Genomic DNA, 16,043 nt, shown 5'->3' with positions numbered 1-16,043 from the left:
CCTCCGGGGCGGGACAGGCGACCGGCCTCCCCGCGACGGGCGGGAAGGCCGGATCGAACTCGTGGCTGCCGCATCGGGCGCGCGGGCTCAGGAGTGGTGGGCCACCTTGTCCTTGAGCATCTTCGAGACCTTGAAGATCGGCACGCGGCGCGACGGCACGGGCACGGCGTCCCCCGTCCGGGGGTTGCGGGCCATGCGCTCCTTGCGCTCCTTCACCTTGAAGGTGCCGAAGCCCCGGATTTCGAGGTGGCGGCCCTGGGAAAGCAGGTCGCTGACCTGCTCCAGGAAGAGGTCCACCGTCTCCCCCACTTCCTTCTTGGTCAGACCCGTCTTCTGAGCGATATCCTCGACAATATCCGCCTTGGTCATCAGGTCCCCCCTTTCCCGCTGAACGTTCGGCGCGGCATCGTCCCCCGGCGATGGCTGGCTCTGCAGCACCGGGGTCATCGTCCCGCTTAACTTCCTTGCTGTCAAGGACATTTCAGGAATCCGCACGATGCAAACTGCCCGGTGGGCCGCCGCGGACCATGCAAGACCCGGCACGGCGGACCCCCGCCGGACATCACGGGAAAGCCCGGGAAAGCCCGGGTACCGATGGGACCGTTCGCAACCTCACTAACCCCAAGGAATTACCATCCCGCCCCTCCCGTGCCGCGCCGCGGGCATCGCTGGCACCCCCCTTGCAGCGGTCGCCCCTGCGAATTCGACCGTAACCGGAGCAGATCCTGTCGCGCCTTGGCGCGCCGCCTCCGGTCCCGAACGTGGCTGGGCAAGGAGGAACCAAGGTGGCAGGCAAGACGAAGATGATGCTGGCAGGGCTGTGGTGCTTGGCGGTGTTGGCCGGTTGCGGCGGCGGCGATGTGACGAGCCCGCCCAACGTCGTCGACACGGCGCCCCCGGCGGTTCCCGTGGACATCCAGGGCGAGATCATCGAGGCCCAGGTGATCGTGCACTGGGCGCCGAACACCACCGACGCGGACCTGGTCGGCTACATGGTCTACCGCGCCAACGGCACGCGGGTCGCGACCATGTGCCAGGCCCCGATCGGCGAGACCTGGTACGTCGACGAGAACCCGATGATCGGCGAGAACGTCTACCGCGTTTCGGCCGTCGACGCGAACGACAACGAGAGCGCGGTGGCCACGGTGGCCGTCACGGTCGACGACAGCCCCAACCAGGGCTACGACCTCGCCTGCGTCGACTACTGATCCTCGACGACGACGCGAGACGATCCGGACGCGGCGCCGGAATCCCCTCGGGGGTTCCGGCGTTCGCGCGCCCGACGGTTCCCGTCGACCGGCGGGACGGTCAGGACAGCAGGCCGCCCACGGCCAGCGCCACCTCCAGGTACCAGCCCCCGACCAGGGACACGCCCCGGCCCAGGAACCCGCCCAGGCCCGCGTACATCAGCACCAGCACCAGCAGGAAGCCGTAGGGCCGCAGGCGCTCGTACGAGGCGCGCGCGTCGCCGCGCAAGGCCAGGCGCATGATCCAGCTGCCGTCCAGGGGCGGCAGGGGGATCAGGTTGAACAGGGCCAGCAGCACGTTGAGGCTGACTCCCCACTGGCAGAGCAGCCGCAGGAAGGCGCCGACGTCGCCCCCGGCCAGGGTGGCCAACGGTCCGCCGTGGCCGCCGGCCAGCGTCAACCCCAGGCCGATGGCGAAGATGGCCGCCAGCACGAGGTTGCTGACCGGCCCGGCTGCCGCGATGAGGGCCTGGTCGCGCAGGGGGCTGGCGAGGCGTCGTTCGTCCACGGGCACAGGCTTGGCCCAGCCGAAGATCATGCCGCCCGGCAGCAGGGCCATCACCAGCGGCACGAGGATCGTGCCGACGGGGTCGATGTGGGCGATCGGGTTCAGCGAGACCCGGCCCAGGCGCTGCGCCGTGTCGTCCCCCAACCGCAGGGCCGCCCGCGCGTGGGCGAACTCGTGGAACGTGAGGGAGAACAACAGCACCAGGATCGCGATCGGTGTGTGCATGCCTAACCCCTGGTTGGGCCGGTCCGCGGGGGCAGGTGCCGCCAGCGATCCCAGACGGTGTCGGTGTCCAGCGCCTCGAGGCGCCCTTGCGTGCCGCGCAGGCAGACCACTTCCGGGGCCTGGGGCCCCCAGAGGGCCGGATCGGTGGGGCCGAACAGGGCCAGGGTCGGCACCCCCACCGCGCCGGCCACGTGCATCAGGCCGGTGTCGTTGCAGAGGAAGCGCTCGGCCAGCGCCAACAGCGCCGCGCAGACCCCGACCGTGACCGGCGGGTTGATCGGCGGCGGCGCCAGGCCCTGCGGCGCCAGCAGTGCGGTCGTCGCCGACTCGAATTCCGCCATCGCCGGGCCGTCGGCCGGTCCCTGCAGGACCAGGACCCGGCGGCCGTCGCGCACCGCCCGGGCGGCCACCTCGGCGAATCTCGCGGCGGGCCACCGGTTCTGCGCCTTGCCGGCGCCGGGATGCAGGATCCAGAGCCCGCCCGCGCCGGGGACAAGATCGTCGATCCCGCGCGCGGTCGCCGCCTCCGCCGCCGCCGGCACCACCACGGTGCGGCGGTCCTCGGCGACGATCCCGATGGCCTCCAGCGGCGCGAGGTTGTGGTCGACGGCGTGGCGGTCGAGCTCGGGACGCGACGGCATGACCAGCGAGTAGGCGTGCCGGCTGATGTCGTAGCCGTACGGGAGGCTGTCGCCCCCGATCAGCAGCGGCGCGCCGCTGGCGGCGGCGAGCGCGGCGCTGGTCACGGAGTAGGAAACCGAGTTCAGGACGAAGGCCGCGTCGGGCCGGAAGCGGCGCAGCTCGCCGATGAAGCGCAGCAGGGGCGCCGGTCGCGTGCAGGCCCGCTTGTCGAAGACCAGCACCCGGTCGAGGTCGGGGTTGTGCAGGACGACGTCCCGATTGACCGGCGCGCAGACCAGGACCAGCTCGGCCTGCGGAAAGGCCCGCCTCAGGGCGCGCAGGGCCGGCGTCGCACAGACCATGTCGCCCATCTGGTTGTGCTGGCGCACCACCAGGATCCGGCGCGGCGGGTCGGCGAACAGCTCCTGCGACGTCACCGGGCGGCGGCGGCACAGCCGCGCCAGCGCGCCGGAAACGACCCTTTTGAAGCCTTTTCGGATGGAATGCTCCTTCAACGGCCCTCCTGGCACCCCGGTTGCATCCGCATCGCTCCGGAGGTTCCCGAACGTGCGTGCCCTGCAATTCTGCGGTCTGACGACCGCCATCACCCTGGTGGCCGGGTTCCTCAATTACGAGGTCACGGCCCGGTCCGACCTGTTGCTCGGCGTCGCGTTGCCCGGCTGGTGGGAGGCGCAGCGCGCCGACCACGCGATCGCCTACCGCGATCACACCGGGATCCGACCGCTCGACCGCCTGCTCCACGAGGGCGCCGAGGCGATCGTCTTCTACGACGATCTCCTGCGCTGAGGCCCCCTCACGTCCTCCCGCTCCTGCAGATCCTTCAGGATGCCCAGGTAGGCGGCGTGCCGCCAGGCGGGCAGCTCGCCGCCGGCCACCGCCCGCTTGACCCCGCAGTCGGGCTCGTCGCGGTGCAGGCAGGTGTCGTAGCGGCAGGTCTGGGCCGGCCCCGTGAAATCGGGGAACCAGTCCCGCAGCTCGATCGGCGCCACGTCCCAGGGGTCGAAGCCGCGGATGCCGGGCGTGTCGGCGATGAAACCGCCGTTGCCCAGGGGGTAGAGCTCGGTCTGGGTCGTGGTGTGCCGGCCCAGGCCGGTCTTGGCCGTCACCTCGCCGATCCTCAGCCGCAGGCCGGTGGCCCGGGCCAGCAGCGAACTCTTGCCGGTGCCCGACGCCCCCAGCAGCAACGAGATGCGGCCCTGCAGGCGGTCGCGGAACGCGTCGATCCCCTCGCCCGTGACCACGGACGTCAGCAGCACCCGGTAGCCCATGGTGCTGTAGTGGCTCCAGGCCGGGGCCGCGGCGGCGGCCGGGTCGAGGTCCACCTTGTTCAGGCAGAGCACCCCCTCGACTTCGTAGCGCTCGGCGGCGACCAGCAGGCGGTCGATGAGGCCGCCGGAGGGCTCGGGCTGGCGAACCGATTGCACGACCACCACCTGGTCGAGGTTGGCCATCATGACCTGCTCGCGGCGCCCCCGCTCGCGCTTGGAGGAGGTCCGGGAGATCCGGTTGCGCCGGGGCAGGACCTCCTCCACCACGGCGATGGCCGGGTCGCCGGGCACCGGGGCGATGCGCACCCGGTCCCCGGCCACGACCAGCGTCCGCTCGGTCTGCAGCCCCTGCTTGAGCCGCCCGCGCAGCCGGCACGGGATCTCCCGCCCGTCGCAGACCACCGTGCAGTGGCCGCTGCCGGCGTTGATGACCACGCCCTCCCCGCAGGCCCCGGCCTCCCCGTCGTGTCGCTCCACGCCCCGCCTTTCCCGGTCCGGCCGCCTCCCGGCGCTGCGCGGACCTATTTGCACCTTGAGGAACAACAGTCTATTGGTTAGCTTGACCAGGATCAATGATGCAGGGAAACATCGCGCAGAACAAGGCGGTCGCCATGGACATCAAGGACGTCTTGCAGCTCACCTCGGAAACCCGCTTCATCGGGGAGCTGCAGGCCAAGGACAAGGAAGGCGTGCTCGCCGAGATGGCCGACGCCCTGCTCGCCGGATCCCCGATCACCAACAAGGAAACGATCCTGGAGATGCTCAAGAGCCGCGAGGCCCTGGGCAGCACCGCCGTCGGCCCCGGCGTGGCCTTCCCGCACGGGCGCACCCTGGCGGCGCAGAACCTGATCATCGTCGTGGCGCGCTCGCGCGCGGGCGTGGACTTCGACTCGATGGACGGCGGCCCGACCCACCTGTTCTTCATGCTGATCGCCCCGCCCCAGGACACGGGCAACCAGTACATCCGCTCGCTCGCGGTCCTGACCGAAAAGATGCAGGCCCCCGCGCTGCGCGAGGCGGCGCTGAAGGCCACCGACTACGCCGCATTCTGCCAGGTCTTGACGGAGGGACAGGGATGAACCGACAGCTGGCTCTGCTGGTCTCGATCCAGAACCTGGAACTGCAGCTGCGGGACGCCCAGGACGAAACCAAGGCGAAGGCGCTCGAGGCCATGGGCTTCCCCATGAGCGTCGAGAAGATCCAGCGCGACATCGCCGGTCTGCTCGAGCAGATCGAGCCGCGCCACCGCAGCTACTACCTGCGCCTGAAGACCCGCTTCGAGAACCCCGTGGTCCCGGTCTGGGACGGGCACTGCACGGGCTGCTTCGCCAACGTGCCGACGGCGTTCACCTCGGTCACCAACGTGAACCGGGTGATGTCCTGCGAGAGCTGCGGCCGGATCCTGTTCCAGCCCTGAGGCGGGCGACGCGATAGACCGCCAACGCGAACGGCCGCGCCGTCGATCGGCGCGGCCGTTCGCTTGCCGGGCGGCGCGGTCTAGTCGATGACGGCGCCGGTCAGGGCCTCGGCGGGCGCCGCGACGTGGCCGGCCTCCTCGACCATCTTCTTCTTCTCTCCCCCGTCGTCCCTCACGCCCAGGTCCGTGCGCGCCCACTTGCCGGCGGCGGTGACCCGCGCGGCCTGCTCGTCGCGCTCCCAGTCGATGCCGGGCTCCTTCAGGAACACGAAGCCGTCGCCGTCGTGGTCGATCATGACGAGGTCGCCGCGGCGGATCTGGTCGCCGCAGATGTAGTGCGAGACCGGCGTCACGATCCGCTTCTCCACCACGCGCTTCAGGGGGCGGGCGCCGTACTCGGGGTCGGTGCCCTCCTCGACCAGCCGCTCCTTGGCGCGGCGGGTGACCTCCAGCAGGAAGGGTTCGGCGCTGCCCAGCGCGCGGTGGTGCACCTGGGAGATCTGGTTGTCCAGGATCTCGAAGAGGTGCTCGCGCTTGAGGGTGTGGTAGGTGATCTGCTCGTCGAAGCGGTTCAGGAACTCCATCGGGAAGATCTTCTTGGCCTCGCGCGAGACGGCGGACTCGAGGTCGCGGTCCAGGCCCTCGTCGCCGTCGGCGGCGCGGAAGCCGATGCCGCTGCGGCTCAGGCGCTCGTTCATCGCCTGGCTGCCCACGTTGGAGGTCAGCACGATGATCGAGCCGGTGAAGTCCACTTCCTCGTTGTTCGCCAGGACCAGGTGCCCGTCCTCGAGGATCCCCAGCAGGGTGTTCCACATCTTGGGGTGGGCCTTCTCGATCTCGTCGAACAGCACGATCGACAGGCGGCGCGCGGAGTCGGGCGGGTACATGTCGGCCAGCTTGCCGCCGTCCTCGCAGATCATGCCCGTGCGCTTCTCGAGCGCCTTGAGGTGGTGCTTGTCGAGGTTCTCCTGGGCCAGCAGCGGCCGGATCTCGCCGCCCACGTAGCCGGGCGGCGAGCCGAGCAGCTTGGAGATGTTGTAGTGGGCCGAGAACTCCTGGCAGTTGATGCGCGTGAAGGCCCGGCGGTCGCCGAACAGCGACTCGGCCAGGCAGCGCACCGTCTCGGTCTTGCCGACGCCGGTCGGCCCCAGGAACATCATCGTCAGCAGCGGCCGCTCGGGATCGTGGATCCCGGCGATCAGGCGGCTGAAGCAGTCCGCGATCCTGTCCGTGGCGGCGGGCTGCCCCACGACCATGCGGTTCATGCGCAGGCGAAAGCGACGCAGCTGCTCGTTGGCCACACCCGTCTTAAGCTCGATCACGCAGCGTCTCCTCGGTTGGTCCGGACGGGCCGGATCCCGGTCGTGCCTCGGATCTGCGGACGGGAAAGCGGAAGCCCGTCCTCCGCACCTTCATCGGTAAGCGGCGGACGGGCTTGAGGCGGAATCGCCGGGCTTTCAGTCGGCCGCCGGGGGCCTCGCGAGGTAGGGGGCCTGGACGGCGGAGACGTCCTCGACCCAGCGGTCGTCCACGCGGGGGCGCACCGGGCTGTGCCGCTGCAGGTACTGCTCCAGGGAGGCGTCGATCGTGATCTGGGTCAGCTCGATGTCCCCGGCGGGCACGGTGGTCAGGAAGTCCAGGCCGCTGTTGCCCTCCATGAGGAAGGTGGTGGTGACCACGCGGTACGTGCGCTCGGGGTCCAGGGGGGCGCCGGCGATCTCCAGCTCGCAGACCCGGTCGCCGTCGGGGCGCTGCTTGTTGTAGCGCATGCGGATGCCCGAGACGCAGATGCCGCCGGAGTCGCCGGCGACCTTGCGCTCGACCAGGGTCCGGATCAGGGAGCCCGGCATCTTCACCACGACCAGCTCGTTGCCGAAGGGCAGCACGCTGAAGACGTCGCGCGCCGTGATGTTGCCGGCGGGGACGTCGGCGCGCAGGCCGCCGAGGTTCTGGAACGAGAAGTCGGCGTCGAAGTACTCCCGCATCGCGTCGGTGACGAGGTTGCCCATCAGGGAGGCGCCGGGGTCGCCGCGCGTGAGGTTGACGGCCGCGCTGCCGACGACCTTGCCCATCTCCGCGTCGGTCTTCGCGATGTAGGGCTGCAGGATCCGCCGCATCGCCGGGTCGGGCCACAGCTCGTCCTCGAAGAGCGTGATCAGGACGCCGCGGTCGTGCGGCGTGTCGTAGCCCAGCAGAGTCCCGGTGGCGGGGTCGATCTCCAGGATGGCGTGGCCCACGCTGGAGCCGTTGCCGAAGCTCTCGAAGCAGAGCGTGTGGGTCATGGGGTCGATCCAGGGCTGCTCGTAGCCGCGGTGCGTGTGGCCGCCCACCGCGACGTCGATGCCCTCGACCGCGTTGACGATCTCCATGAGGTTGGTGGCGCCGCCGGTCACGGTGCCGTAGGTCCCGCCCTGGGACTCCGACTGCCCGGTCTCGGCCTCGCCGCCGGCGCCGGCGATCCGGCGCCAGCCCTCCTGCGGGTCGAAGGGCAGCCCCTCGTGGATGAGCAGGAAGACGAGGTCGGCGCCGTCGGCGCGCAGCCGGTCGCGCCAGGTCTCGATGACGGGCACCATGGGGTCGAAGATCAGGCCCTCGATGTTCGCCGGGAAGGACATGTACTCGGTGCCGGTGGTGATGACGCCGATGACGCCGATCTTCAGGCCGGCCCGCTCGAGCATGAGCGTCGGCACGCACCAGTCGACGATCTCGCCGTCCTCGGCGTCGCGCAGGTTGGCGCAGACGAAGGGGATGCGGGTGCCGTTGGCCAGGCGCTCGGTGTTGTCGCGCCCCATGTCGAAGTCGTGGTTGCCCGGCACGATCACGTCGTAGCGCAGCGCCTCGAAGTACGCCATGACGGCGTCGCCCTTGGTCTTGGAGCCCACGGGCGTGCCCTGGAAGAAGTCGCCCACGTCGACCACCAGGACGTCCTCGCCCGCGGCGGCGGCCGCCTCGCGCACCCCGGCGAGGTAGTTCGCCAGCGACGCGCCCCCGCCCAGCGGCGGCGGGAACGACGGGTTCATGAAGCGGGCCGGCTCGGGCGCGATGTGGCCGTGGACGTCGTTCGTCCAGATCAGGTGCAGGCGGACGGGGTCCGGCTGCGCGCCGACGTCCCCGGCCCCGCCGGACGGAACGGCGGCGGCGAGCAGGATGAAGGCCAGGGCCGCGGCCGCGGGCCGCAGGCGACGGGCGCTGATGCTCATGGTCACTCCTCGCGGGGGTTCGCCCCCCCGGCTAGAAGGCGTAGGTCAGGCCCGCACCCACGCGGAACCGGTTGTCCTCCACGCGCGACGTCGGCGCCACGGCGTAGCCGTCCGGATAGTCGAACCAGTGCGCCTGGCGGCTGCTCTGCTTGCCCAGCTCCGCCGAGACGGAGAACATCCCGGCCGCGTAGGGGAAGCCCACGCCCGCGCTGAAGCTGGCCGTGCCGGCCTCGCCGTCGGCGTAGTTGTCCAGGTGGCGGAAGCCGAAGCGCAGGGGCATGCCGTTGTAGAACGTGTGCTGCACGCCGAGCTGGACGTCCATCGTGTTCTCCAGGGAGGCGCCGGCGGCCGCGTCGCGGCTGTCCTCCAGGTCCTTCCACTCGGTGTAGACGACGTCGGCCGCGAAGACGGTGCGGGGCTCGGAGCGCGGGTAGTAGGCGAAGCCGGCGCGCAGGCGGCCGGGGTAGCGCACCGAGACGCCCTCGACCGCGACGGCGGGGGCGGCGGCGCCCAGCGTGGTGGTCGTGGTCCAGTCGCCCTCGACCTTCAGGGGCGTGTCCCAGGCCGCGCCCAGCACGAAGCGCTCGCCCGCGCAGGCGCGCACGCCCAGGGTGGCGTTGAGGCCGTCGGCGTCGTGCGACTCGGAGACCAGCTCGCTATCGGCCGGGACCTGCACGTCGCGCCGGTCGAAGTCCAGGGTGCGGGTCCCGAAGACGTAGTGGACCGTGGCGCCCAGCGAGACGCCCTGGACGGGCTCCCAGGCCGCTCCCGCGCTCAGGTCGCGCAGGCTGCCGCCGCCGACGATCGACCGCTCCTCGAGGATCTGGTCGTAGGGGTCGGCGGTGGTGCTCGGGTCGCGGACCTCCTCGCGGAACTCGTAGCCGAAGTCGTAGCGGGTGGTCAGGGCGGCGCCGACGCCGAGCCGCGGCAGGGCGCGGCCGGACAGGGCGAAGCCCGTGTCGAAGTCGTGGCTGCGGTTGCTGGCGATCGCCGTGTCGGTGATGTAGCTGCCGAAGCTGTCCCAGAGGGGCTGGAAGCGGTCCTCGTGGTCCTGGGCCAGCGAGCCGGCCGCGTCCAGGCGCCAGCCGGCGGCGTCGCCCAGCATGGCGGGGTTCAGCACGGTGGAGAAGCCGCCGCGGAACAGGGCCGCGCCGGTGCCCGACATGGCCTCGAGCTCCGGGTGCCGGAAGTTCGCGACGTCGCCGTAGGCGGCGTTCAGCGCCTGGCCGGCGTCGGCCGGCCGCGGCGCGGCGAGCGACAGGAGCGCGAGCAGCACGGCCGCCGCCGCGATTGCGCTGTGATTCCTGGTCGTGAGCATCATCGTCTCGATCTCCCGGTCAGAAGGTGTAGTCGAGCTGCATGCGGAACGTCGTCCAGTCCCGCGGCGCGTAGCTGCTCTCGATGTCGGCGCCGTACGCGTCCTGGTAGGCGCGCACGTCGAGGTAGGTCCGCGGGAGGTTGTGGTCCCGCGTCGCCTTGATCTGGAAGAACAGCCGGTCCGACACGCGGCTCTCGATGCTGGCCCAGTTGCGGAAGCCGCGGCCGTCGACGACCACGAACTCGTTGCCCTCGAAGTTCCAGACGAAGCCGTTGTAGATCTCGCTGCTGAGGCTGAGCGAGACGCCGGGCGACAGGCGGTGCTCGTACATCGCCTGGAACGCGTGGGCGGGCATGCCGGCGGTGCCGACGCCCGGGATGCCGTCGTCCTCGTAGGGCGTCGTGCCCCCGTCGGGGGTGCCGCTGAGGCGGGCCCGCGGCGGGAACATCACGTTGCTGGTCATGTACATGAAGCGCAGGCGGTTCATGTTGCTCAGCAGCGCGATCATCTCGAACCGCGACTCCCAGGAGCGGAACCAGCGCACGTCGTCGGGGTTGGTCTCGCTGCGGCTGCTGAAGCGGTGGCGCAGGCGGAAGCGCAGGTTGAAGGTGGGCTGGTACTCCAGGCGCACCGTGTAGCGCTGCAGGTCCGCGTTGTCGGACTTGCGCTGCCACTGGTCGTACTCCAGGCCGTTGAGGATCAGCGTGCGGCTGATGCGGTAGCGCGTGGACAGGAAGATCCCCTGCTCCGGCTTCGGCTGGGGCGTGTTGACCGCCAGCCAGGAGTAGAGGTCGTCGTTCAGGCGGAACGGCGAGTCCAGCAGGGTCTGCTCGTAGCGGTTGTCGTTGGAGAAGGCCCGGTTGTAGGGGTTGTCGAAGCCCAGGTCATAGTCGCGGTACAGCGCCAGCAGGTTCAGATCGTCCCACTGGGCGAAGGCGTTCAGGACCAGGGCGTCGGGGCTGTTCCCGTGGAACCAGCCGGCCTTCGGGTCCTGCAGGACGCCGTACTCCCCCTGCAGCGACACGTTGTCGACCACCGTCTGGAACTCGGCGCCGTAGACGCGGCGGAACTTGTGCTCGGTGCGCGTGCCCGCCGCCGCGTCCTCCTCGACGCTGGTGTAGCCCGACCACAGCTCGCTGTCGCGGGCCTCCAGCAGGTCGCGGTCCACCAGGCTGTAGTAGCTGACCAGGGTGGACGGGTCGGCGTCGAAGGCCCGGTCGTACTTGGCCTCGTAGGCCGTCACGCCGACGTAGGAGGCGTCGTCGAGCATGAACTTCAGGTTGCCGCCGACGATGTCCTCGCGGAAGGCGTCGCGCTTCAGGAGCGTCGGGGTGTCCTTGAGCGCGCCGACGGCGTAGGAGCGCCCGGCCTCGAAGCCCAGGTGGTCCTCCAGCCAGTCGTCGGTCGGCCGCGGCTTCATCACGATGTACTGGTTGACCGTCCCGTCCGGGTTCAGGATGCCGTCCTTGCGGTCCCAGGACAGGAACATCGTGCCGTGCAGGCGGCCGTAGCTGGCCTCGGCGGCCAGGCCGGTCAGGGCGAACTCGGCGCTGCGGCTGAGGTCGCCGCGCACGCCGATGGGCCGCTTGTTCCAGCCGAAGCCGGTCTTGCGGCTCATCATGAAGTCCGTGTTGTCCATGATCAGGCCCTGGCCGAAGGCGACGCGGTAGTTGCCGAAATACAGGCGCTTGAGCCGCAGGTCGCCGAAGCGTAGGTCGTCGACGCCGTAGTAGCCCTTCATCGTCTCGCGCCAGGAGCCCTCGCCCAGGCCGCGGTGCGTCAGCACGCCGGCCCGGAAGCCGTCGCCCAGGTTGAGGGTCAGCTTCTGGGTCAGGTGGGCGTCGCCCTCGGTCAGCAGCGTGCCGGCCGTGATCGCGTCGGCGGAGGTCAGGCCGCCCGCGCCCGCGATGTCGCTGTCGTCGAGCACGTAGGGCGTGTCGTACCAGCGCAGCTGGTAGCTGCCGTGGACCTTGCTGTCCGCCGTCGCCGGGTCCCCGCCGTCGCCGTAGACGACGAAGTCGCGGATGTTGCGGAAGGCGAAGTAGCTCAGGCCGTCGCTGCGCCGCAGCTGGCGGTCGTCGGCGAAGGCGCCGAGGCGCTGCCGCGCGCGCAGGATCGCCTTCGCGTCCACCGGCGACACGTTCTGGAACGACATCAGGTCGAACAGGTCCAGGCCGTTGATGTCGACGGGGTCGCGGATCAGGTCGAGGTACTCGTCGACCAGGCCCTCGCTCGCGCCCTCCTGGCTCAGGAAGCCGCTGACCTGCTCGTAGGAGGCGGCCAGGCGGGCCATGCCGGCGTCCGCGGCCGGGGGCGGCAGGGTCATCACCAGGGGCTTGAGCGCGGCCAAGTCGGCCGCCGTCATGCCCTCGACCTCCATGAGGTCGTAGACGTTCCCGAAGTACCGGACGAAAGTCCGGTAGTCGACGATCGCCCGCGCCAGCTCCTCGCTCACCGGCAGGCCACGGATCTGCTCCAGCGTGGCCTGGTTGAGGTCGAGCTTGCCGGCGGACGCCGACGTGGCCTGCGCGGCGGGGACGGCGGCCAGCATCAGCGCCGCCATCCACACCGCTGCGATCGTGTTCCTCACGGCGCCTCACCGCCCCAGGCGAAGGTCATCCCGAACTGGTGGCTGGGGGACAGCACCCCGCCGCCCGTCGAGAAGCCGTAGTCGACCGTGATCCCGCCGTAGCCGTAGCCGAAGCCGCCGGTCACCAGCGAGGGGTTGGTGGCCACGCCGCCGCGCAGGCGCAGGGCGCCGAGCACCGCGAACTCGACGCCGCCGCGGTAGCGGGTCTGGCCGTCGAGGGAGTTGCCCACCTCGAAGGCGGTCACGACTCCGTCGTACGGCACGTAGGAGATGCCGCCGGCCAGCTGCTGGACGAGCTGCTCGTTGTCCAGGCCGATCTGGGGGTTGTTCAGGTTGCGGATCATCACGCCCAGGCGGGTGCGCTCGTGCAGGATGACCTGCAGGCCGACGTCCGCGCCCACGACGCTGGCGTGCCCGGGGTCGACGCCGCCGACGGATTCGGCGTACTCCAGGTCGTAGAGGTTCAGCGCCGTGCCGAAGCTGATCGTCGAGTGGAGGTCCTCGTACAGGGTCAGGCCGTGGGCCAGCGTGAACGTGCTCTCGGTCGTGAGGTCGACGTCCTGGTACGTCACGGCGAAGCGGCGGTAGCCGAAGCCGAGCGCGCCCAGGCGGGCCGACAGCGGCACCACGCCGCCGAAGTACATCTGTTCGTTGAAGCTCAGGCCGTAGGGCTTCACGTAGGAGTTGCCCAGCGCGGGGCGGGTCCGCCCCGCCATCCCGGCCGGGTTGAAGAAGGGCGCGAAGGCGTCGTCGGCGACCGCCACGGCGGCGCCGCCCATGGCCCGCGCCCGCGGGCTGATGTCGACGTTCTCGAAGGCCGCCTGCGCCGTGGACGCGGCCAGCCCGAGCACGAGGGCGACGGTGATCGATGCGCTGCGGATCATGCCTCTCAGCCTCCCCTAGTTGCTCAGGCGCGTGGACACCACGGCCGGTGCGGTCTTTTCGATCCTCTTGCCTGTCCTGGGGTCGGTCACCTGGAGGTGGACGACGTACATCCCGGCCCGGGCCAGCTCGTAGGTCTCGTTGCGCCCGTCCCACACCCTGATCGACGGCGTGTCGGGCACGATCGAAGCGTCGCCGTCGAAGCGCGAGTCGTAGAGGTGGCGCACCAGGCGGCCGTTCAGGTCGAGGATGCGCAGGACCGTCTCCGCCCCGGGCGACGCCGTGAAGGTGATGCGGAAGGTCTCGCCGCGGGACGCCAGGAAGGTCTGCGCCGGCACGCCGAGGGTCACCTCGCCGGAGCCCTCCGGCATCGGCGGCGCCACCGGGGTCACGACCTGGACGGCCCAGGTCGTCGCCAGGTTCTCGCTGGTCTCGTCGGCGCCCTCGAAGCCGTTGCTGCCGGACTGCAACTGGGTGCCTTCGGTCGCGTCGACGCGGACGTAGGCCTCGCCGCTGGCGTGCTCGGTCATGAACGGGTCGGGGTAGCCGGCCTCGGCGGCGTAGGTGCTGGCGCCGATGGTGATGCCGGTCTTGACCACCGAGTACGCGTTGGCCTCGCCCCAGATGAAGACGTCGATGTCGGTCACCAGGTCGCTGACGCCGTCCCAGAAGAACAGGGCCACGATCTCGCCGTTGATGTAGGTGCCGGTATCCGAGAGGTTGGTCAGCGTGGGCACGGTGGTGCCGTTGATGCTGCCGTCGAACACCTCGCGCATGTCGGCGACGGAATCCTCGTAGTCGTCGTCCTCGAACAGCTCGTAGTAGGGCATCACGCCCCAGGCGGAGAGGAAGCTCTGGCTGCCGCCGATCGAGACGGTGATCGTGTCGCCGGCCGCCAGCATCGCGTCGTCGGGGAACTTCGCCAGGAAGTCGGTGAAGTCGCCGCCGCCGAGCGTGGCGCGCGACGGCGTGCCGTTCGGCAGGTTCCAGTAGGCCTGGCTCTCGTAGTACACCGCGTCGGTCAGGTAGAAGTTGCGCAACGGCACGTCGAACGTGTTGGGGTTGCAGATCTCGACGAACTCCGCGGCGGTGCCCAGGGTGCAGATCTTCGTCATCAGCAGCTTGGCCAGTCCGTACCCGGGGACGATCGTCTCGACGACGTAGGTCGGGGCCGCGGCGGCGCCGCCCTCCGGCCAGACCGCCGTGGCGCCGCCCGCGCCGGCGGCCGTCACGTACCAGGCCACCTCGACGCCGTCGGCCTGGGCGGGGATCGTGCCGCTCCAGGTGCCGTTGCCGTTGTCGGTGCAGGCGACGTCGGTGAACGCGCCGCCGTCCAGGGCGTAGCGCAGCGTCACGCCGGTCACCGCGGCGGTGCCGGTCACCGCGGCGGTCACCTCGGCCGCCTCGCCCGGCTGGGGGTGCTGCGGGTCCAGGGTCGCCGCCGTGACGGCCAATTCGACCACCGCGTAGACGCCGGGGGTGCCGTCGGCGGCGGTCCAGGTGCCGCTGACGTTCTCGCTGGTCTCGTTGTTGCCCAGGGGGCCGTTGCCGCCGATCTCGGTCTCGGTGCCCTCCCCCGGATCGAGCCGCTGGAAGCTGCCCAGGATCTCGTGGGCGAGCATGAACTGGTCCTGCGAGGCCACGGGCGTGTCCGCGGCGTAGGTCGAGCCGTTGACCGAGACGCCGGTCTTGTCCACGCGGGCGCTCGTGCTCGAGCCCCACATGAACATGTCGATGTCGGTGACCAGGTTGCTGGCGCCGTTCCAGTAGTAGAGCACGACGATCTCGGCCGTGTTGGTCAGCGTCGCCCATACGCTCTCATCGGCATCGCCCTGCAGGCTGCCGGGGAACACCTCGCGCATGTTCGGGACCGCGTCCGCCGAGGCGCCGTCCTCGCGGATCTCGAAGTCGGGCGCCGCGCCCCAGACCGTCTGAAACTTGTCGCTGCCGGCCAGCGACAGCGTCAGCGCCTCGCCCGGCTCGATGGTCGCCCCGGCGGGGAACCGGGCCTGGAAGTCGGTGAACGTGCCGCCGCCGATGGTCCCCGAGGAGGGGCTGCCCGCCGGCAGCAGCCAGTAGCCCTGCGCGGTGTAGACCGCGTCGGTGATGTAGTAGTCGTCCAGTTCCACGGTCTCGTCGGTCGGGTTGTAGATCTCGATGAACTCGTGGTCGCTGCCCTGCACGCAGACCTCGGTCAGCAGCAGGTGCGGCGGGCTGTCGCCGGGATCGGGGGCGTGCTGCACGGTGTAGGTGCGCGCGTAGAGCGGCGCGCCGTGGGGCAGCGCGCTCTCGCCGCCGGCGGTCCCGGCGGCGGTCACGTACCACTGCACGACCGTGCCGGACGGCAGGGTCGGGATCTGGGCGCTCCAGACGTTGCCCGCGGCCGCGGCGGCCGTCTCGGTCCATCCGGCGCTCGTGCGCCAGTGCAGGGTCGCCGCGTTCGCCGCGTTGCCGGCCGGGGACAGGACCGTCGCCGCGACGGTCACCGGCAGGGTGTCGTAGGGCGTCGCGGGCGAGGTCTCGGCCGCGGTGACCAGCGGCGCCGCGCTCGGCGCGGTCCCGGTGGAGGTCGGGTCCTGGTCGGCGGCCACGCTCCAGGTCGCCGTGAGATTCTCGCTGGTCTCGTCGTGCCCGGTCAGGCCGTTGCCGCCGGAAGCGGTTTCGGTCCCCTCGTCGGTGCCGAGCCGCTGGAAGCAGAAGCCGTAGCTGTGGATCGTCGTGAGCGCCTGCTGCGAACCCACCGCGG

Annotated in this window: 14 protein-coding genes; 4 read left to right on the top strand and 10 right to left on the bottom strand. The window is 70.7% G+C overall.

Features of this window, described 5'->3' with window-relative positions; genetic code table 11:
• Positions 1–87 precede the first annotated feature (87 nt).
• Complete coding sequence (locus Q7W29_02600) at positions 88–369, bottom strand: HU family DNA-binding protein (GenBank protein MDO9170700.1); 282 nt, start codon at positions 367–369, stop codon at positions 88–90.
• Between the two features lie 416 nt (positions 370–785).
• Between Q7W29_02600 and Q7W29_02595 the strand changes: the two genes are divergently transcribed.
• Positions 786–1,208: a hypothetical protein gene (locus tag Q7W29_02595; GenBank protein MDO9170699.1), complete on the top strand. Its 423-nt coding sequence runs from the start codon at positions 786–788 to the stop codon at positions 1,206–1,208.
• A 100-nt stretch (positions 1,209–1,308) separates the two neighbouring features.
• On the opposite strand, the gene Q7W29_02590 is transcribed toward Q7W29_02595, so the two are convergent.
• Entirely contained in the window at positions 1,309–1,980 is a 672-nt protein-coding gene (locus Q7W29_02590; protein ID MDO9170698.1) for a site-2 protease family protein, read from the bottom strand.
• A 2-nt stretch (positions 1,981–1,982) separates the two neighbouring features.
• Entirely contained in the window at positions 1,983–3,116 is a 1,134-nt protein-coding gene (locus tag Q7W29_02585; protein MDO9170697.1) for a glycosyltransferase family 9 protein, read from the bottom strand.
• A gap of 52 nt (positions 3,117–3,168) precedes the next feature.
• On the opposite strand from Q7W29_02585, the gene Q7W29_02580 reads away from it, so the two are divergent.
• The gene (locus tag Q7W29_02580; protein ID MDO9170696.1) at positions 3,169–3,408 is read left to right on the top strand and encodes a hypothetical protein; all 240 of its coding nucleotides are present in this window, start codon (positions 3,169–3,171) and stop codon (positions 3,406–3,408) included.
• Here Q7W29_02580 and rsgA read toward each other — a convergent pair.
• Positions 3,387–4,367: a ribosome small subunit-dependent GTPase A gene (gene rsgA, locus Q7W29_02575; GenBank protein ID MDO9170695.1), complete on the bottom strand. Its 981-nt coding sequence runs from the start codon at positions 4,365–4,367 to the stop codon at positions 3,387–3,389. The two genes, Q7W29_02580 and rsgA, sit on opposite strands and share 22 nt — an antisense overlap.
• Positions 4,368–4,465: 98 nt before the next feature.
• Between rsgA and Q7W29_02570 the strand changes: the two genes are divergently transcribed.
• Both Q7W29_02570 and Q7W29_02565 read left to right on the top strand, forming a co-directional pair.
• Positions 4,466–4,969, top strand: a complete 504-nt coding sequence (locus Q7W29_02570) for a PTS sugar transporter subunit IIA (GenBank protein MDO9170694.1) — start codon at positions 4,466–4,468, stop codon at positions 4,967–4,969.
• The gene (locus Q7W29_02565; GenBank protein ID MDO9170693.1) at positions 4,966–5,307 is read left to right on the top strand and encodes a hypothetical protein; all 342 of its coding nucleotides are present in this window, start codon (positions 4,966–4,968) and stop codon (positions 5,305–5,307) included. Before Q7W29_02570 ends, Q7W29_02565 begins: the two co-directional genes overlap by 4 nt.
• Before the next feature lie 80 nt (positions 5,308–5,387).
• On the opposite strand, the gene Q7W29_02560 is transcribed toward Q7W29_02565, so the two are convergent.
• The 6 genes from Q7W29_02560 to Q7W29_02535 all read right to left on the bottom strand — a co-directional run.
• Positions 5,388–6,629, bottom strand: a complete 1,242-nt coding sequence (locus tag Q7W29_02560; protein ID MDO9170692.1) for an AAA family ATPase — start codon at positions 6,627–6,629, stop codon at positions 5,388–5,390.
• Positions 6,630–6,764: 135 nt separating this feature from the next.
• The gene (locus Q7W29_02555) at positions 6,765–8,507 is read right to left on the bottom strand and encodes a bifunctional UDP-sugar hydrolase/5'-nucleotidase (protein ID MDO9170691.1); all 1,743 of its coding nucleotides are present in this window, start codon (positions 8,505–8,507) and stop codon (positions 6,765–6,767) included.
• A 31-nt stretch (positions 8,508–8,538) separates the two neighbouring features.
• Positions 8,539–9,783, bottom strand: coding sequence for a hypothetical protein (locus Q7W29_02550; GenBank protein MDO9170690.1), 1,245 nt, complete (start codon positions 9,781–9,783; stop codon positions 8,539–8,541).
• A gap of 61 nt (positions 9,784–9,844) precedes the next feature.
• Positions 9,845–12,415 carry a helix-hairpin-helix domain-containing protein gene (locus tag Q7W29_02545; protein ID MDO9170689.1) on the bottom strand — a complete coding sequence of 857 codons (2,571 nt, stop codon included), beginning with the start codon at positions 12,413–12,415 and terminating at the stop codon, positions 9,845–9,847.
• The gene (locus Q7W29_02540; GenBank protein MDO9170688.1) at positions 12,412–13,299 is read right to left on the bottom strand and encodes a hypothetical protein; all 888 of its coding nucleotides are present in this window, start codon (positions 13,297–13,299) and stop codon (positions 12,412–12,414) included. The genes Q7W29_02545 and Q7W29_02540 overlap by 4 nt, the downstream gene beginning before the upstream one ends.
• A 15-nt stretch (positions 13,300–13,314) precedes the next feature.
• A partial coding sequence (locus Q7W29_02535; protein ID MDO9170687.1) for a lamin tail domain-containing protein occupies positions 13,315–16,043 on the bottom strand: 2,729 nt, incomplete at its 5' end.

Source organism: bacterium, from assembly GCA_030654305.1.
In the GTDB taxonomy this organism is placed as follows: domain Bacteria; phylum Krumholzibacteriota; class Krumholzibacteriia; order LZORAL124-64-63; family LZORAL124-64-63; genus PNOJ01.
This window is presented reverse-complemented; position numbering and strand designations above follow the sequence as displayed.